Source organism: Actinomycetes bacterium (genome assembly GCA_035506535.1).
GTDB lineage: Bacteria > Actinomycetota > Actinomycetes > DATJPE01 > DATJPE01 > DATJPE01.
Genome location: DATJPE010000015.1, coordinates 12,139 through 30,390, shown reverse-complemented (window position 1 = coordinate 30,390; position 18,252 = coordinate 12,139). Strand labels below are relative to the sequence as shown.

At 71.7% G+C, this 18,252-nt stretch carries 17 protein-coding genes; 15 read left to right on the top strand and 2 right to left on the bottom strand.

Annotated elements, in window-relative coordinates:
- Positions 1-59 precede the first annotated feature (59 nt).
- From VMI11_02435 to rodA, 11 genes are all read left to right on the top strand, one after another.
- Positions 60-1,427: a folylpolyglutamate synthase/dihydrofolate synthase family protein gene (locus VMI11_02435; protein ID HTY71261.1), complete on the top strand. Its 1,368-nt coding sequence runs from the start codon at positions 60-62 to the stop codon at positions 1,425-1,427.
- Between the two features lie 23 nt (positions 1,428-1,450).
- A complete protein-coding gene (locus VMI11_02430; protein HTY71260.1) occupies positions 1,451-1,783 on the top strand; it encodes a DUF4233 domain-containing protein in 333 nt (110 codons plus the stop codon).
- Between the two features lie 11 nt (positions 1,784-1,794).
- Positions 1,795-2,730 (top strand): ABC transporter ATP-binding protein, encoded by a 936-nt coding sequence (locus VMI11_02425; protein ID HTY71259.1) that lies wholly within the window; start codon positions 1,795-1,797, stop codon positions 2,728-2,730.
- Positions 2,730-3,545, top strand: coding sequence for an ABC transporter permease (locus VMI11_02420; protein HTY71258.1), 816 nt, complete (start codon positions 2,730-2,732; stop codon positions 3,543-3,545). Before VMI11_02425 ends, VMI11_02420 begins: the two co-directional genes overlap by 1 nt.
- Position 3,546: 1 nt before the next feature.
- The gene (locus tag VMI11_02415) at positions 3,547-4,350 is read left to right on the top strand and encodes an ABC transporter permease (GenBank protein HTY71257.1); all 804 of its coding nucleotides are present in this window, start codon (positions 3,547-3,549) and stop codon (positions 4,348-4,350) included.
- A gap of 30 nt (positions 4,351-4,380) precedes the next feature.
- The gene (gene ndk / locus VMI11_02410; protein HTY71256.1) at positions 4,381-4,788 is read left to right on the top strand and encodes a nucleoside-diphosphate kinase; all 408 of its coding nucleotides are present in this window, start codon (positions 4,381-4,383) and stop codon (positions 4,786-4,788) included.
- A 101-nt stretch (positions 4,789-4,889) separates the two neighbouring features.
- Positions 4,890-5,921, top strand: coding sequence for a rod shape-determining protein (locus tag VMI11_02405; protein HTY71255.1), 1,032 nt, complete (start codon positions 4,890-4,892; stop codon positions 5,919-5,921).
- A 27-nt stretch (positions 5,922-5,948) separates the two neighbouring features.
- Complete coding sequence (mreC, locus tag VMI11_02400) at positions 5,949-6,911, top strand: rod shape-determining protein MreC (GenBank protein HTY71254.1); 963 nt, start codon at positions 5,949-5,951, stop codon at positions 6,909-6,911.
- 4 nt (positions 6,912-6,915) lie between these two features.
- Positions 6,916-7,440, top strand: a complete 525-nt coding sequence (mreD, locus tag VMI11_02395; protein HTY71253.1) for a rod shape-determining protein MreD — start codon at positions 6,916-6,918, stop codon at positions 7,438-7,440.
- Between the two features lie 103 nt (positions 7,441-7,543).
- Positions 7,544-9,817 carry a penicillin-binding protein 2 gene (gene mrdA, locus VMI11_02390; GenBank protein HTY71252.1) on the top strand — a complete coding sequence of 758 codons (2,274 nt, stop codon included), beginning with the start codon at positions 7,544-7,546 and terminating at the stop codon, positions 9,815-9,817.
- Positions 9,814-10,995 (top strand): rod shape-determining protein RodA, encoded by a 1,182-nt coding sequence (gene rodA / locus VMI11_02385; protein HTY71251.1) that lies wholly within the window; start codon positions 9,814-9,816, stop codon positions 10,993-10,995. Before mrdA ends, rodA begins: the two co-directional genes overlap by 4 nt.
- Before the next feature lie 127 nt (positions 10,996-11,122).
- Here the strand turns inward: rodA and VMI11_02380 are convergent, their stop codons facing one another.
- Positions 11,123-12,082, bottom strand: a complete 960-nt coding sequence (locus VMI11_02380) for a hypothetical protein (GenBank protein ID HTY71250.1) — start codon at positions 12,080-12,082, stop codon at positions 11,123-11,125.
- Between the two features lie 218 nt (positions 12,083-12,300).
- Between VMI11_02380 and VMI11_02375 the strand changes: the two genes are divergently transcribed.
- Both VMI11_02375 and VMI11_02370 read left to right on the top strand, forming a co-directional pair.
- The gene (locus tag VMI11_02375) at positions 12,301-14,256 is read left to right on the top strand and encodes a TIGR03960 family B12-binding radical SAM protein (protein HTY71249.1); all 1,956 of its coding nucleotides are present in this window, start codon (positions 12,301-12,303) and stop codon (positions 14,254-14,256) included.
- Positions 14,253-14,816, top strand: a complete 564-nt coding sequence (locus VMI11_02370; protein HTY71248.1) for a hypothetical protein — start codon at positions 14,253-14,255, stop codon at positions 14,814-14,816. Before VMI11_02375 ends, VMI11_02370 begins: the two co-directional genes overlap by 4 nt.
- A gap of 4 nt (positions 14,817-14,820) precedes the next feature.
- On the opposite strand, the gene VMI11_02365 is transcribed toward VMI11_02370, so the two are convergent.
- The gene (locus VMI11_02365) at positions 14,821-15,048 is read right to left on the bottom strand and encodes a hypothetical protein (GenBank protein ID HTY71247.1); all 228 of its coding nucleotides are present in this window, start codon (positions 15,046-15,048) and stop codon (positions 14,821-14,823) included.
- A 134-nt stretch (positions 15,049-15,182) separates the two neighbouring features.
- Here VMI11_02365 and VMI11_02360 point away from each other — a divergent pair, with 134 nt between their 5' ends.
- Positions 15,183-15,920: a TIGR03936 family radical SAM-associated protein gene (locus VMI11_02360; protein HTY71246.1), complete on the top strand. Its 738-nt coding sequence runs from the start codon at positions 15,183-15,185 to the stop codon at positions 15,918-15,920.
- A 102-nt stretch (positions 15,921-16,022) separates the two neighbouring features.
- The gene (locus tag VMI11_02355; GenBank protein HTY71245.1) at positions 16,023-18,251 is read left to right on the top strand and encodes an Rne/Rng family ribonuclease; all 2,229 of its coding nucleotides are present in this window, start codon (positions 16,023-16,025) and stop codon (positions 18,249-18,251) included.
- The last annotated feature ends 1 nt before the right edge of the window (position 18,252 follow it).

The window sequence follows — 18,252 nt, the reverse complement described above, 5'->3', positions numbered from 1 at the left end:
GAATGCTACGAAAGGCCCGCGCCCTCCGACGAACCAGAACCGGCCGATAGCCTGCGGCGGTGACCGAGGGCCGAGCGGAGCCGGCAGCGCTGGCGGACCGGCTGGCCTCGGTGGAGGCGCAGCTGCTCGCGCGCTGGCCGGAGTCGCGGGTGGACCCGACCCTGGACCGGATCACCGCCCTACTCGACCTGCTGGGCGACCCGCAGGGCACGTATCCGGTGATCCTGGTCACCGGCACCAACGGCAAGACCTCGACCGCGCGCATGGTGGACGGCCTGCTGCGCAGCTTCGGCCTGCGGGTCGGGCGGTTCACCTCCCCGCACCTGACGTCGGTCACCGAGCGGATCGCCCTCGAGGGCCGCCCGATCGCGCCCGAGCGCTTCGTGGCCGCCTGGGACGACGTGGCGCCGTACGTCGCGCTCGTCGACGCTGGTCAGCCGTACCCCTTGTCGTTCTTCGAGGTCCTCACCGCCATGGCGTATACCGCGTTCGCGGAGGCACCCGTCGACGTCGCGGTCATGGAGATCGGCATGGGGGGGCGGTGGGACTCCACGAACGTCGTCGACCCGGCCGTCGCCGTGGTCACGGCGGTCGGCCTGGACCACCAGGCCTATCTCGGCGACACCATCGCGTCGATCGCCGGCGAGAAGGCCGGAATCATCAAGGCGGGCAGCGTCGCGGTCCTCGCACAGCAGGAGCCCGAGGCCGCGGAGGTGCTGCTCCGCCGCAGCGTCGAGGTGGGCGCGACGGTGGCACGCGAAGGCTTCGAGTTCGGCGTGCTGGCCCGTGACCTCGCCGTGGGCGGCCAGCGACTGTCCCTGCAGGGGCTCGGCGGCGCCTACGACGAGGTGTTCCTTCCCCTCCACGGCGCTCACCAGGCCCACAACGCGGCGGTCGCGCTCGCTGCGGTGGAGGCCTTCCTCGGCGGCGGCAGCGGTCGCCTCGACGAGGAGGTCGTGCGGGCCGGCTTCGCCGAGGCGAGCTCCCCGGGCCGGCTCGAGGTCGTCCGGACGTCCCCGACCGTGCTCGTCGACGCGGCGCACAACCCGGCGGGTGCGCGGGCGCTCGCGGACGCGATGGGCGAGGCGTTCTCCTTCGACCAGGTGGTCGGAGTCCTCGGGGTCCTCGCCGACAAGGACGCGCGCGGGCTGCTCGAGGCGCTCGAGCCGGTGCTCACCGAGGTCGTCGTCACCCGCTCGACCTCCGCGCGGGCGCTCGACCCGGACGCGCTCGGCGCGCTGGCCGTCGAGGTGTTCGGAGCCGACCGGGTCGAGGTCGTGGCCCTCCTCCCGGACGCGCTGGACCGAGCCGTGACCCTGGCCGAGGAGTCGGCCTCCCTCGGCTCCTCGGCCGTGCTGGTGACCGGTTCGGTTCTCACCGCGGGGGAGGCCCGAGCCCTGCTGCGTGGGCGCGGGCCGGTCGGCTGAGGCAGGCTGGTCCCGTGCGGACGATGGCGGCACCGGTGCTGTTCTTCGAGGCGATCGTCGTCGCCCTCGCGATCCCGGTGGCCCTCGCGCTCACCGACGCACCACCGGCCGCGGTGGCCTGGGGGTTCGGCGCGCTCGCCGTGGCCTGCCTGGTCTGCGCCGGGCTGCTCCGGCACCCATGGGCGTACTCCCTCGGCTCGCTGCTGCAGGTCCTGGTGCTGGCGTGCGGGTTGCTGGTCCCGGCCATGGTGATCCTCGGCGCGGTCTTCGGTGCGCTGTGGATCGCCGCCCTGCGCTACGGCCGCCGGGTCGACCTCGCGCGCGCCTCGAGCCGGCCGGTCGGACCGTCTCGGTAGCCTGCCGCCTCGTGACCTCGGGCTCCGACCTCCCCCTCGTGCACGCCCGGGGACTCACCAAGGCCTTCGGCGACTTCGTCGCGGTCGAGGGCATCGACGTCGACATCCCGAGGGGCGAGGCCTTCGGGTTCCTCGGCCCGAACGGTGCCGGCAAGAGCTCCACGATGCGCATGGTCGGCTGCGTCAGCCCGGTCACGAGCGGCACGCTGCGGATCTTCGGTCTGGACCCCGCCGAGCACGGCCCGGCGATCCGCTCCCGCTTGGGCGTGGTGCCGCAGGAGGACAGCCTCGACCAGGAGCTGCGGGTCCGCGAGAACCTGCTCGTCTACGGTCGCTACTTCGGCCTGGCCCGGCGCGAGGTCCGCACCCGCGCGGACCGTCTCCTCGACTTCGTCCAGCTCGGCGAGCGCGCCGACTCCAAGGTCGAGGCGCTGTCGGGTGGGATGAAGCGTCGCCTGACCATCGCCCGCGCGCTGATCAACGACCCCGAGCTGCTGCTCCTCGACGAGCCGACGACGGGCCTTGACCCCCAGGCGCGCCACGTGGTCTGGGAGCGGTTGTTCCGTCTCAAGCAGCAAGGCGTCACCCTCGTGCTCACCACGCACTACATGGACGAGGCCGAGCAGCTGTGCGACCGGCTGGTCGTCATGGACCGCGGCCGCATCGCCGCCGAGGGCTCGCCCGCGCAGCTCATCGCCGAGCACTCCTCGCGCGAGGTCGTCGAGCTTCGCTTCCGGGACGCCGCGGCGGAGCACGTCGCGCAGCTGCGAGACCTCGCCGACCGGGTCGAGGAGCTGCCGGACCGGCTGCTGCTGTACGTCGAGGACGGGGATGCCACCGTTTCCACGCTGCTGGCGCGAGGCCTGCACCCGACGTCGGTGCTGGCCCGACGCAGCACCCTGGAGGACGTCTTCTTGCGCCTGACCGGCCGGACGCTGGTCGACTGATGGGCCTGAGCACAGCGCCGACCGCGCCCACCGTGCCCGCGGACCCACCGGCCCCGGTGATGGTCGGGCGGGCGTACCTGTCCTTCGTCGACACCTTCCGACGGACCTGGCGCGGGTCGGCGGCGACGATGTTCGGCGTCCCAGTGCTGCAGCTGCTGGCCTTCGGCTACGGACTCGGCCACCTCATCGGACGCACCAACGGCCCGGTGGAGGGTGTGACCTACGTCGCGTTCCTCGCGCCGGGCCTGGTCGCCGCCAGCGCCATGCAGACCGCGCTCGAGGAGGCGACGTGGTCGGTCATGGCCGCGATCAAGTGGCAGCGGACCTATCACGCCATGCTGGCCACGCCGCTCACCGCCGGCCAGATCCTGCTCAGCCACCTGCTGTGGGCCGCGACCATGGTCGCGATGTCGACGGCCGTCCTCCTGCTCGTCATCGCCGTCCTCGGGCTGGGCACGGGATGGCTGGTGCTGGCCCTTCCCGCGGCCGTTCTCGTCGGCCTGGCCTTCGCCGCCCCCGCGATGGCGATGACCGCGCGCTCGGAGGACACCCAGTCGCTGACCTACCTGTACCGGTTCGGGGTCGTGCCGCTGTTCCTCTTCTCGGGCACGTTCTTCCCGATCTCCCAGCTCCCGGCGTGGCTGGAGCGGCTGGCCTGGGTGACCGCCCTGTGGCACGGGGTGGCGCTGTGCCGCGACCTCGTGCTCGGCCGGGTCGGCTGGTTCGACCTCGTGCACGTGGGATACCTGCTCGCCCTGCTCGCAGCCGGCCTGCTGCTCGCGGACCGCGCGTTCCGGCGCCGGCTGGTGGTCTGAGGTGTCCTCGACGCTTCGGCTGACCCCGCCGCTGCTCCAGGGCATCGGTCGCGCGCCGAGCGTCGTGGAGCGCAACGTCGTCGTCTACCAGCGCGGCTGGCTGATGTTCGCCTCCGGGGTCCTCGAGCCGCTGTTCTACCTGCTCTCCCTGGGCCTCGGCCTCGGGCACCTCATCAGCTCGGTCACCCTCGGGACCGGGCAGACGGTGACCTACCAGGAGTTCGTCGCCCCGGCCATGCTCGCCGCGTCGGCGATGCAGGGGGCGGTGCTCGACGTGACGTACAACGTGTTCTTCCGCTTCAAGTACGCCAAGCTCTACGACGCGATGCTGGCGACGCCGCTCTCCACCTCCTCGGTCGCCGTGGGCGAGGTCGCGTGGGCGGTCATGCGCGGCGCGGCGTACTCGGCGATGTTCCTGCTCGTGATGCTCGCCCTCGGGCTGGTCCTCTCCTGGTGGGCGGTCCTCGTGCTGCCCGCCGCGGTGCTCGCCGGCTTCGCCTTCGCGGGTGCGGGCATGGCGGCCACGACGTACATGCGCAGCTGGCAGGACTTCTCCTGGGTGAGCCTGGTCACGCTGCCGCTGTTCCTGCTGTCGGCGACGTTCTTCCCCCTCGCGACCTATCCCACGTGGGTCCAGCCGATCGTGCGCTGCAGCCCGCTCTATCCCGCCGTGGACCTGATCCGCTCCTTCACCCTGGGTCACCCGCACCCCGGGCTCGTCGTCGACGTGGTCTACCTGCTCGTCCTGGGCGTTGCGGGAACGCTGCTCGCCACCAAGCGGTTGGACCGCCTCCTGCTCACCTGAGCCCACCGCGCCGGTAGGCTCCGGCGCGTGATCGAGCGGACCCTGATGCTGGTCAAGCCGGACGGCGTCGCACGCGGCCTGGTCGGCGAAGTGCTCTCGCGCATCGAGCGCAAGGGCTTTCGCATCCTCGCCCTCGAGCTGCGCACGCTCGACCGGCCCACCGCCGAGGCGCACTACGCCGAGCACGTTGGCAAGCCGTTCTTCGACTCCCTGGTGAGCTTCATCACCGGCGGACCGCTCGTCGCCGCCGTGATCGAGGGGGAGTCGGCGATCTCCGCCTGGCGCGCCGCGATGGGCGCCACGAACCCGGCGCAGGCCGCACCCGGGACGATCCGCGGCGACCTCGCCACGGTGACCCAGGAGAACGTGACCCACGGCTCCGACAGCCCCGAGTCGGCGGCTCGCGAGATCGCGCTGTTCTTCCCCGATCTGGCCTGAGCGCTCCTGTCGGCCCATGATCGGGACTTGGGCCACGACCGGCCCGCCGGGCTACCATGAGTGCCTTCCCCCGCCCGGACGACCCGGAAGGCTCCCCACGCATGGCGAACAAGCTCGCCTTCATCGGCCGCGACATGGCTGTCGACCTCGGAACGGCCAACACCCTCGTCTACGTCCGCGGCCGGGGCATCGTCTTGAACGAGCCGTCGGTCGTGGCGATCAACCAGAACACCGGCGGGATCCTCGCGGTGGGCGCCGAGGCGAAGAAGATGATCGGCCGCACCCCCGGCAACATCGTCGCGATCCGCCCGCTCAAGGACGGGGTCATCGCCGACTTCGACACGACCGAGCGGATGCTGCGCTACTTCATCCAGAAGGTGCACCGCCGACGCCGCTACAACCGGCCTCGACTGGTCGTGTGCGTGCCCAGCGGGATCACCGGCGTCGAGCAGCGGGCGGTCAAGGACGCCGGGTACGCCGCGGGCGCCCGCAAGGTGTTCATCATCGAGGAGCCGATGGCCGCCGCGATCGGCGCTGGGCTCCCGGTGCACGAGCCGACCGGCAACATGGTCGTCGACATCGGCGGGGGCACTACCGAGGTGGCGGTCATCTCGCTGGGCGGGATCGTCACCGCGCAGAGCATCCGCGTGGGCGGTGACGAGCTGGACAACGCGATCATCCAGTACGTCAAGAAGGAGTACTCGCTGATGCTCGGCGAGCGCACCGCCGAGGAGATCAAGATGGCCATCGGCTCGGCCTTCCCGATCCCGGACGAGCCGCACGCCGAGATCCGCGGACGGGACCTGGTCTCCGGCCTGCCCAAGACGATCGTCGTCTCCAGCGAGGAGATCCGCAAAGCCCTCGAGGAGCCGGTCAACGCGATCGTGGACGCGGTCAAGACGACCCTCGACAAGTGCCCGCCGGAACTGTCCGGCGACATCATGGACCGCGGCATCGTGCTGACCGGCGGCGGGGCGCTGCTGAAGGGCCTCGACGAGCGCCTGCGCCACGAGACGGGTATGCCCATCCACATCACGTCCGACCCGCTCGACTCGGTGGCGCTGGGGTCGGGCAAGTGTGTCGAGGAGTTCGAGGCGCTGCAGCAGGTGCTCATCTCCGAGCCCAGGCACTGATCCGATGCGGGTTGCGTTCGTCACCTCATGAGGGACGACCGTCGAACACGGGTCGTGCTGGGGCTGCTGCTGCTCGCGTCGTTCACGCTCATCACCCTCGACCTGCGCGGCGGCAGCGCGCTGCCCTCCGGCCTGCGCAACGGGATCTCCGGCGTCGTCGGACCGGTCCAGAACGCGACGGTGACGATCACCCGGCCGGTCGGCGACTTCTTCCACCGGATGACCCACGACGACAGCGCGACGATCGACCGGCTCACCCGTGAGAACCAGGCGTTGCAGCGTCAGCTGCTCACCACGCAGGACGCCCAGCGCCGGGCGGCAGAGCTCGACGCGATGCTCAAGGTCTCCAGCCTCGGTCAGTACACGCTGATCCCCGCTCGCGTCATCGCGGTGGGGGCGGCCCAGGGCTTCGACTTCACCGTGGAGATCGACGCGGGCACCAAGGACGGGATCACCCCCGACATGACGGTGCTGAACGGCCAGGGCCTGGTCGGACGCGTGAAGTACGTCACTCGTGACACGGCCACCGTCGTCCTGCTCATCGACCCCGACAGCGGGGTGGGCGTGCGGCTGGAGGGCACCGGTCAGATCGGGCTGCTCAGCGGCCAGGGCAAGCGGCCCATGCAGCTGGTCGTGCAGAACTCCGGCCACGTGCTGCGGGTCGGGGAGCGGCTGGTCACCCTGGGGTCGGTCAACGACAAGCCGTACGTCCCGGGGGTCCCGGTGGGCCAGATCACCGCGGTGACCAGCGTCGTGGGCTCGGCCGACCAGGTGGCCAGCGTGGAGCCGTTCGTGGACGTGACCTCCCTCGACCTCGTCGGGGTGGTCGTCAAGCCGCCCCCGCGCGACCCGCGGGACGCCGTGCTCGCCGCGCTCCCCTCGCCCTCGCCCTCGGCGAGCCCGTCGGCGTCCGCCAGCCCATCGACCTCGAGTTCACCTTCAGTCTCCCAGTCGGGAAGCCGTCCGTCGTCGTCGGGCTCGCGGAGCTGATCAGATGGTCGCCGCGCGCATCGCGCTCGCCGCAGCCCTGCTGCTCGTGGCCATCGTCGTCGAGACGGTGGTGCTGGGCCCGCTGCGACTGCCCGGGGCCACCCCGGACGTCGTGCTGGTCGTCGTCATCGCGTTCGCGATGGCCACGGACTCCGCGAGCGGGGCGCTCATGGGCTTCGCCGGCGGGGTCCTGCTCGACGTCTCCCCCCCGGCGGACGGGACGGTGGGGCGCTGGGCCCTCGTGCTGACGCTCGCGGGATGGGCGGCGGGGAAGTACCGGATCCGGTCCGAGGCGGGCCCTCTCACGCCGCTGCTGCTCGTTGCCCTCATCGTGCCGGCCGCGCTCGTCGGCTACGCGGGTCTCGGACTCCTCCTGGGCGACCCCCGGGTCAGCGGCAAGGGGATCGTGTCGGCGGTGCCCTTCGCGACGCTCTACGATGTCGTGCTGGCTGCGCTCCTGGTTCCAGCAATCGCAGCACTCGTCCGCCGGACAAGACGAGCCACCGGTCCTGCCGCGTCCCGCTGGTGAGGGAACCCGAAGGCGTGGCCCAGGCGTTGCCCGTCGGGACGTACGTGTGCGGCCAGACGGTCAGCGCGAAGCGATGTGAGCGAGAACGAGGAGCCCAGCCGACGTGACCGACCGTTCCTCGCTGCGCCTGGTGGTGCTGCAGGTCCTGGTCATCTCGCTGCTGCTGACCCTCGTGGGGCGTCTGTGGTACATGCAGGTGATCGCGACGACGACGTACCAGGCGATCGCCGCCAACAACGCCGAGGAGACCGTGGTGACCCCGGCGGTCCGCGGCCTGATCCTCGACGACAAGGGACGCCCGCTCGCGGAGAACCGTGAGTCGATCGTGGTCACCGTCGACGCCGAGACGCTCGCGGGGCGCAAGGACAAGGGCAAGGTCGTCCTCTATCGGCTGGCCAAGGTGCTCGGGACGACCTACCGCGACCTCTACGAGCGCACGCGGCGGTGCGGGACCGATCCCGACGCGCACGCGCCGGAGTGCTGGAGCGGGTCGCCGTTCCAGCCGATCCCGGTCGCCAAGGACGTCACCACCCAGGTCGCCCTGTCGGTCAGCGAGGAGCGCGAGCGCTTCCCGGGCGTGAGCGCCACGCTGGAGACGGTGCGGGAGTACCCGGAGCCGCTGGGCGCCAACGCCGCGCACGAGCTGGGCTATCTCGGCCCCGCGACCCAGGCCGAGATCAACGCCTCGAAGGGCACGAGCTCGCCGATCACGGCCTCCGACCTGGTCGGCAAGACCGGCCTGGAGGCGGTGTACGACAACGTGCTGCGGGGCAAGGCGGGCGTGACGACGTACTACGTCAACGCGGCCCGGCACATCACGGGGACCGAGTCCGACGTCGCGGCGACGCCGGGGGACTACCTGGTCACCAGTCTGGACGCGCAGGTGCAGAAGGTCGCCGAGGACCAGCTCGCCGCCGCCATCAAGCGCGCCCGTGTGACCGGCGACGTCAACAAGAAGGGCAAGAAGTTCCCGGCCGACTCCGGCGCCGTCGTCGTCATGGACGTGAGGACTGGGCGGATCATCGCCATGGCGAGCTACCCGACCTACAACCCGTCCGTGTGGGTCGGTGGCATCTCGGCCAAGGACTACGCGGCGATCACGAGCAAGAAGGACAACTACCCCACGCTGTCGCGGGCCTACCAGGGTCTGTACGCGCCGGGCTCGACGTTCAAGGTCGTGTCGCTGCCGGCGGTAGCGAAGTCGCCGGGGTACTCCCTCTACGGGTCCTACCCGTGCCCGTCGAAGCTGAAGATCGGCAACACATACAAGGCGAACTACGAGTCGGAGGCATTCGGCAACATCAGCCTGCAGAAGGCGATCGAGGTCTCTTGCGACACGGTCTTCTATGGCGTCGCGTATCACGACTGGCTGCACGAGGGCGGCGCGAAGGCCAAGCTCTCCGCCAAGGACCCGTTCACCGAGATGGCCAAGGCGTACGGCATGGACGAGCTGACCGGGGTGGACCTGACCGGCGAGGCACGCAGCCGCATCTTCGACCGCCAGGGCAAGTACCAGTACTGGCAGGCGACGCGGGCGTCGGCCTGCGAGGGCGCGAAGACGCGCCCGAAGGGCACGTACCTCCAGCGAATCGACGCCGAGAACTGCAGCGCGCAGGGCTACATCTATCTCCCCGGGGACGCGGCCAACTTCGCCATCGGCCAGGGCTCGACGGCCGTCACCCCGCTGCAGATGGCGCGGGCCTACGCCGCGGTGGCCAACGGCGGCACGTTGTGGCAGCCGACCATCGGCAAGGCGGTGATCACCCCGAGCGGCAAGCTGGTGCGCATCATCAAGCCCAAGAAGGTCGGCAGGCTGCCGGTGCCCAAGACCGTGCTGGCGTACCTGCAGCACGCGCTCACGACCGTTGTCACGGGGTCCCACGGCACCGCGCGCGGACCCTTCGCGAACTTCCCGAAGGGCCAGCTGCCGATCGCGGCGAAGACTGGTACCGCCGAGGTGCAGGGCAAGGCCACCACCTCCTGGTTCGCCTCCTACGCCCCCGCGAACAAGCCGCAGTACGCAGTGGTCATGATGGTCAGCCAGGGCGGGACCGGGTCGGGCATCTCCGGCCCGTCCGTGGAGAAGATCTACGAGGCGCTGTACGGCGTGACCGGTTCGCACACGGTCGACCCCGCCAAGGCGATCATGACCACCCCGCCGACCACGCTGCCCAGGATCACCAAGAACGGGCGCCTGGTGGCCGTCCCGACCCTGCCGCTGCTGAAGACCTGGGTGCCGAACCTGACCGGCATCCCCGGGCCGCCGCTGTACGTCGCGACCGCGGCGGACTCCCGGGCCCGGGCCACCGGTCGCGCCGCCCGGCGGGCGAACGGGTCCACCGCCAGCACGCGTGCGTCGCCCTCGAGGTCGCCATGACCGCCGGCTACCCGCCGTACGAGGGCTCCCGTCCGGTCGCCCGACGCAGCGGCACCTTCTCCCGCGACTCGATCCTGTGGCGCCTCGACTGGGTGCTTATCCTCGCGGTCGCGGGGCTGTGCTTCATGGGTTCGTTGCTCGTGTACTCCGCGACGCGGGTGAAGCTCGCCGAGGCCGGGCTCGACCCGATGAGCGAGCTCAAGAAGCACGTCCTCAACATCGTCGTCGGGGCGGCGCTGGGCATTTTCGTCGCGTTGTTCGACCACCGCATGCTGCGCGCGTACGCGCCGTTCATCTACGTCGCGTCGGTCATCGGCCTGCTCGCCGTGCTCTCCCCGCTGGGCTCCAGCGTCAACGGTGCCCATTCGTGGATCCTGCTGCCCGCGGGCTTCTCGGTGCAGCCCTCGGAGTTCGCCAAGGTCGCCCTGTGCGTGGGGCTGGCGATGATCCTCGCCGAACGCGCGGACCACGAGTCGGCCCCGTCGGCCGGCCTCGTCCTCACCGCGCTCGCGGTGGCGGCAGTCCCTGTCGGGCTCATCATGCTGCAGCCCGACGTCGGCACCACGGTCGTGGTCCTCGCCATCATCCTGGGCATCCTCGCGGTGTCGGAGATGCGCGCCAGCTGGCTGCTCGGCCTGCTGCTGCTGGGGTGCCTCGGGGTCGGGCTCATCGTCCACGGCGGCGCGCTGAAGGAGTACCAGAAGGCCCGCTTCGAGGTGATCGTCAACCCCTCGATCGACCCGAGCGGCATCGGCTACCAGCTGCACCAAGGCCAGATCGCCATCGGGTCGGGCGGCCTGGAGGGCAAGGGGCTGTTCAAGGGGACGCAGACCAACGGCACGTTCATCCCGGAGCAGGACACCGACTTCGTGTTCACGGTCGCCGGCGAGGAGCTCGGCTTCGTCGGCGCGGGGACGATGATCCTGCTCCTTGGGCTGGTGCTCTGGCGCGGCCTGCGTATCGCCTTGCAGGCCGACGACATGTTCGGCCGGCTGGTCGCCGTCGGCGTCGTGTGCTGGTTCGCCTTCCAGTCCTTCGAGAACATCGGCATGACGTTGGGGATCATGCCGATGACCGGCGTACCGCTGCCCTTCGTCTCCTACGGAGGCTCGGCCATGTTCGCCTCGATGATGGCGGTCGGCCTGCTCCAGAACGTCCACCTCCGCCGCTACGCCTGACCGCCGCCCGCTCCCGCGCCCTCCGCCCTGTCCCGCGCGATCTTGAGAGATCCAGGGAGACACGCCGAAGACCGCCCTGCATCTCTCAAGATCGCCGTGAGAGGTTGCGGCGAACCAGTGGGCCGGGTCACGCCGCGAGGTTGCGGCGGAGGAGGCTGACGAAGTAGGCGGGGCGCATCACGTCACGCCACGTGATCCGGTAGAGGTCGCAATCTCCCGCCTCCGCGATGTCGTTACCGCGGTAGCGGTCCCGGAACAGCGCTTCGGGGCGAGAATGCACGTCCTCACCATCGGCTTCGACCACCATCGTGCGCCGGCGCAGGTGCTGGCGCTTCCACGCAAGATCTCCGAAACCCAACAGCACTCCGTGGCTGTCAACGATGGGCAGCTGCAGCTCGTCGGGCGGGTGTCCGGCATCGATGGCGATCAGCCGAGCCCTCGTCTCGAGGGGCGACTCGGCGCGACCATCGCCCAGGCACCACCACTCTCGGCTGCGGGCCACGCCCCTCCTCCCGCGAGCGCGTCGCTGGAGCTCCTCGAGGTCCTCGGGAACCAGCAACCCTTGATGCAGCGCCGAGTCGAGCACCGAGACGGCTGGCTCGCGCCGTAGGCGAAGCACGAGGTCGGTCACCGTCCGACCGACGCCGGTCAGCTGGTGCTCCTCGCGCAGGGTGACCTCGTCGTGGCGGACCAGCCAGGTGTGGACCTTGACGCCGTCGACCTGGTGGCGCTCCCGGCCGGGCGGCAGACGAAGGTGGATGGTCGCATCGTCGACGCCGTACCCCTCGATCCCCCAGAGCTTGGCCGCCGTCTGCAGGCAGAAGACGCTCTCGTCGCCGTGCATGAGCCGCGCTGCCCACGCCCGGGTGGCGAACGGGAGGGAGTCCCACTCAAGGCCGTACGCCCAGCCCGCCACGAGGTAAACGCCCGGCAGGAGGCTGCGCCACCAACCGGAGCGGACCCGCCAGTCGGTCTCCGAGCGGGTCCAGCCTCGTTCGCACAGCTGGCGGGCGTTGACGCACCCTCCTTGGCGCGCACCCAGCAGCTGGACGTCGCGTTCTCGGTCCGGATCGCCCTGGCGTCCCATGGCTGGCAGGGTGCAACGAGTCGCGTCGGTAGCAGGCCGGGACACGGTCATCTGTGCACGACGACCGGCCCGCTCGGTCCGTGCATCCCGTGGAGGAAAACCTCCACCTGTGCTTGCGCGATCTTGACAGATCCAGGGGCGTCACCGGCGTGTCGGCCTGCATCTCTCAAGATCGCGCGGGAGGGGCGGTGGGCTGCAGCCGCGTAGGCTTGGGCAACATGCCGGTCGAGTCAGTCTTCCCTCGGCTCGAGGCCCTCCTCCCGCTGGTGTCCAAGCCGATCCAGTACGTCGGGGGCGAGCTCAACGCCCAGGTCAAGGACTGGGACTGTGTCAGCGTGCGCTGGGCGCTGATGTACCCGGACGCCTATGAGGTGGGCCTGCCCAACCAGGGCGTCATGATCCTCTACGAGGTGCTCAACGAGCAGCCGGACGTCCTGGCGGAGCGCACGTACGCCGTCTGGCCCGACCTCGAGCGGCTGATGCGCGAGCACGACGTCCCGCAGTTCACCGTCGACGCCCACCGGCCGGTCGCCGCCTTCGACCTGCTGGGGGTGAGCTTCGCCACCGAGCTCGGCTACACGAACCTCCTGACCGCCCTCGATCTGGCCGGCATCCCGCTGGACAGCAGGGAGCGCGGTGACGAGCACCCGATCGTCATCGCCGGCGGCCACGCCGCGTTCAACCCCGAGCCGATCGCGGACTTCGTGGACGCCGCGGTGCTCGGCGACGGCGAGCAGGCGGTGCTCGCGATCAGCGAGATCGTGCGCCGGCACAAGGGCGAGGGCAGCCCCGGGGGGCGGGAGGAGCTGCTGCTGCGGCTGGCCCGGAGCGGGAGCGCGTACGTCCCCCGGTACTACGACGTCGAGTACCTCCCGGACGGCAGGATCCGGCGGGTCGCGCCGAACACCGCCGGCGTCCCGTGGCGGGTCGCCAAACACACCGTGAGCGACCTGGACCTGTGGCCGTATCCGAAGCAGCCGTTGGTGCCGCTCGCCGAGACGGTCCACGAGCGCATGTCCGTGGAGATCTTCCGCGGCTGTACGCGCGGCTGCCGGTTCTGCCAGGCCGGGATGATCACCCGCCCGGTGCGGGAGCGCAGCCTCACGGGCATCGGCGAGATGGTCGCCCGCGGGCTCGCGACCACCGGCTACGAGGAGGTCGGCCTGCTCAGCCTGTCCAGCGCCGACCACTCCGAGATCGCCGCCATCACCAAGGGTCTGGCCGACCGCTACGCCGGCACGAGCACCAGCCTCAGCCTGCCGAGCACCCGCGTCGACGCCTTCAACATCGACCTGGCGAACGAGCTGTCGCGAAACGGCCGGCGTTCGGGGCTGACCTTCGCCCCCGAGGGGGGCTCGGAGCGCATCCGCCGCGTCATCAACAAGACCGTCTCGGAGGAGGACCTGATCGGGACGGTCACGGCCGCGTACGCCGCCGGGTGGCGGCAGGTCAAGCTCTACTTCATGTGCGGCCTGCCCACGGAGACCGACGAGGACGTCCTGCAGATCGCCGAGCTGGCGCGCCGGGTCATCGCCACCGGGCGCGAGGTCACCGGCAGCCGTGACATCCGCTGCACGGTCTCGATCGGTGGCTTCGTGCCGAAGCCGCACACGCCGTTCCAGTGGGCCGCCCAGCTCGGGCACGAGGCGACCGACGCCCGCCTGGCCAAGCTGCGCGAGGCGCTGCGGGCCGACCGGTCCTACGGCCGCGCGATCGGCCTGCGCTACCACGACGGCAAGCCGGGGATCATCGAGGGCCTGCTCTCCCGCGGCGACCGACGGGTGGGGGCGGTCATCCGGGCTGCCTGGGAGGACGGCGCGCGTTTCGACGGCTGGAGCGAGCACTTCTCCTTCGAGCGCTGGGTCGCGGCCACCGAGCGCGGGCTGGCCGGCTCCGGCGTGGACCTGGACTGGTACACCACCCGCGAGCGCGAGCAGGCGGAGGTCCTGCCCTGGGACCACCTCGACGCGGGGCTGGACAGGGAGTGGCTCTGGGAGGACTGGCAGGACGCGCTCGCCGAGGTCGAGGTCGACGACTGCCGCTGGACGCCCTGCTTCGACTGCGGCGTCTGCCCGCAGCTCGGCACCGAGATCCAGGTCGGCCCGACCGGCGAGACGCTGCTCCCGGTCCCCGCCGTACCGCCCCGCGTCCTCGCCGACGCGCCCGCGTCGTGACCGCGGACCTCACGGCGCCGGGCGAGGACCGTCCGCCCGTGCCGGCCGAGCTGCTCGACGACCCCTGGTTCCCCTTCACCGGGGACGTACGGGTCAAGGCGCTGGTGGACCCCGTCGTGCCCGAGCCGGCACGCCACCACGAGGCCACCGAGGGATGCGAGCAGTGCTCGCGCCCGGACGAGGATTTCGTGTGGGTCGACGAGCACTGGCGCCTCGCGGGCCACCTGCCCACCGAGCTGCCCGGCACCGTGCTGCTCATGACAAGGGCCCACCACGACTCCTTCGCGGACCTGCCCGACGAGCTGCTTGCGGAGCTCGGCCCGCTCACCGCGCGGATCGAGCGGGCCGTGCTGAGCCTCGGCGGGGTCGGGCGGGTCCATGTGTGCCGGTGGGGTGACGGGGGCGGGCACTTCCACCTGTGGTTCCTGCCGCGTCCGCTCGGCGCCCTCCAGCTGCGCGGGTCGATGCTGCCGATGTGGCTGGACCTGATGCCCAAGGTCGACGAGGACGTGGCGCGAGCCGCGCTCCGGCGCATCGCCGACGGGCTGCAGCCCGGCTGAACCGTCAGCTCCGGTCGCCCACCCGAGTCTTGGCGAGCGAGCGGCGGGCCAGGTGCACGCCGAGCAGCGCCCCGCCGATCAGGCCGGGGTAGAACAGCAGGCGGCCCAGGACCTGCCCGTCAGCCTCGGTCTCGTGCAGCACCCCGCCCACGACAGACCCGACGAGCATCAGCCCGACCATCACGACGGCCAGGCCGCCCACGAACGCCCCGACCGCCCGAAGGTTTCGCACCTGTGCTCCTCGGATCGTGTTGCGTCTGCCATCGGTGGCCGACTGGTCGGTCTTGAGCGGCTCGGTGTGCCAGGCTGGCCGGGTGGCAGGTGAGCGTGGCGCGCACGCCTGACGGGCCGCCCCCACCGCCGGTGGTGCAGCGGCTCTACGTGCGTTACGCCAAGCGCGGCCGGTTGCGCTTCTCCTCGCACCGGGACTTCCAGCGCGCCTTCGAGCGAGCGCTGCGCCGCGCCGGCGTGCCGATGGCGTACTCCGCCGGGTTCAGCCCGCACCCCCGTATCTCCTACGCCAACGCCGCGCCGACCGGCACGGCCAGCGAGGCGGAGTACGTCGAGATCGGCGTCGTCGCCCACTGCGACCCGGATCGGTTGCGGGCCGAGCTCGACGCAGCGCTGCCACCCGGCCTGGACGTGCTGGAAGTGGTGGACGCGGGGGAGGCCGGCCGTGGTTTCCTCGCCGAGCGCCTGCAGGGCTCGGTGTGGCGCGTCGAGCTGCCCGACGTCGAGCCGGAACGGGCCGAAGCGGCGGTGGCCGCCTTCCTGGGACGCGACGAGGTGATCGTGCAACGGCTGACCAGGACGGGAGTGCGCTCCTTCGACGCCCGCGGGGCCGTCGTCCGCCTCGAGGTCGACGCGCCGGACTCACCGACCGGGACGCCGGGCGTCGGGCCGGACGGCTCGCCGTGTGCGATACTGCACCTGGTCGTGCGGCACGAAACACCGGCCGTCCGACCCGACGACGTGCTCGGTGCGTTGCGCCTGGTGGCCGACCTCGCGCCGCCGGTCCCACCTTCGGTGACCCGGCTGGCGCAGGGGCCGCTCGACGCGGCCCGGGGCACTGTCGCCGACCCGATGGCATCGTCTCGGTCCTGACCGGGCTTGCCAGACAGACTTTCCGCCGGGCGGAGCGCTCCTCCATCCGGTGGACGGAGTGGCCCCGCGTGGCGCGAGCCCGGGGCCGTGAGGAGCACATGGATGCTCGACAACGACGACACGAGCAGCGGCAGCGACCAGGCGCCCGCCGAGGGCCAGGTCTCGGACGCGCCGGTCGACCAGGCCGCGCCGCCGGAGCCCGCGGCCAAGCCGCGCCGGCGCTCCGCCCGACGACCGGCCGGGCCGCCGGTCGAGGCGGAGGCGACCTCGGCCGGGTCAACACCGGAGGAGACGACGCCCGAGAAGGCCGCGTCCCAGGAGCCGCCGCGGCGCCGCAGCCGCAAGAAGGCCGTCGCCGCGGTCTTCTCCGCCGAGACGGCTCCGGTCGACCTGCCGGCCGAGGCCAGCGAGGAGGCAGGCGTCCCCGGTCCGGTCGAGCCGCTGTTCCAGCCCCCGGACATCCCGGCGGTCGCGCCCGACGAGGAGCTCGAGGAGCCGGAAGAGCCCGAGGAGGACCTCGAGGAGGCCGAGGAGGCCGAGGAGGAGGAGACCGGCGAGCCCGAGGAGGGCGAGGGTGCCCCCCGGCGTCGCCGGCGTCGCCGCGGGGGCCGCGGCCGCAAGCGCAAGAGCGCCGAGGAGGCCGAGGAGGGCGCGGAGCCCGAGCCGGGCGAGAACGAGGCCGAGACCGCCGAGTCGGCCGAGACCGACGAGGGCGGCGAGGGCGAGGGGGAGTCGGCCACCCACCGGCGCCGGCGCCGGCGCCGGCGCAGCGGCGCCGAGGCGGAGGCCGGCCCGGACGAGCCGCCGAACACCGTCGTGCGGGTCCGTGAGCCCCGCAAGCGCACTCGCGAGGAGGGCGACGAGGTCACTGGCCTGTCCGGGTCGACCCGGCTCGAGGCCAAGAAGCAGCGCCGCCGGGAAGGCCGTGACCAGGGTCGCCGCCGCCCGCCGGTGATCACCGAGGCCGAGTTCCTGGCCCGGCGCGAGAGCGTCGAGCGGGTCATGGTGGTGCGCCAGACCGGGGAGCGGACCCAGATCGCGGTCCTCGAGGACGGCATGCTCGTCGAGCACTACGTCAACCGGGCCTCGTCGGTCTCCTTCGTGGGCAACGTCTACCTCGGCCGGGTGCAGAACGTGCTGCCCTCGATGGAGGCGGCGTTCGTCGACATCGGCAAGGGCCGCAACGCCGTCCTCTACGCCGGTGAGGTCAACTGGGACGCCGCCGGACTGGACGGCCAGCCGCGGCGCATCGAGCACGCGATGAAGGCAGGCGACTCGGTGCTCGTCCAGGTCACCAAGGACCCGGTCGGACACAAGGGGGCCCGCCTCACCGCCCAGGTGAGCCTGCCCGGCCGCTTCCTGGTCTTCGTCCCCGACGGGTCGATGACCGGCATCAGCCGCAAGCTGCCCGACACCGAGCGCAACCGGCTCAAGTCCATCCTGCGCGAGGTGGTCCCCGACGACGCCGGCGTCATCGTGCGCACCGCCGCCGAGGGTGCCTCCGAGGAGGAGCTGCGCCGTGACGTGGCGCGCCTCACCGCCCAGTGGGAGGACATCAGCCGGAAGGCCAAGGCGGCCTCGGCGCCCGCCCTGCTCTACGGCGAGCCCGACCTGACCGTGCGCGTGATCCGCGACATCTTCAACGAGGACTTCTCCTCCCTCGTCGTGAGCGGGGACGACGCGTGGGACATGGTCGAGCCCTACATCGGGCACGTCGCCCCCGACCTGGTGCCGCGGCTGTCCCGGTGGACCCAGGAGGGCGACGCCTTCGCCGCCTACCGCGTGGACGAGCAGCTGACCAAGGCGCTGGACCGCAAGGTCTGGCTGCCCTCGGGCGGCTCGTTGGTCATCGATCGCACCGAGGCGATGACGGTCATCGACGTCAACACCGGGAAGTTCACCGGCGCCGGGGGCAACCTCGAGGAGACCGTCACCCGCAACAACCTCGAGGCGGCCGAGGAGATCGTGCGCCAGCTCCGCCTGCGCGACGTGGGCGGGATCATCGTCATCGACTTCATCGACATGGTCCTCGAGAGCAACCGCGACCTGGTGCTGCGCCGCCTGCTCGAGTGCCTCGGCCGCGACCGCACCCGTCACCAGGTCGCGGAGGTCACCTCGCTCGGCCTCGTGCAGATGACCCGCAAGCGGGTCGGCCAGGGCCTGCTCGAGGCGTTCAGCGAGCCGTGCGAGACCTGTCACGGCCGCGGGGTGATCATCCGCACCGAGCCGGTCGAGGACCGCAGGCACGGCAACGGCGAGGACGCCGAGCCCAGCGAGGGCGGCCGGCGCCGCCGGGGCCGGGGGAAGGCCTCAGCCGCCGCCGTAGACTAAA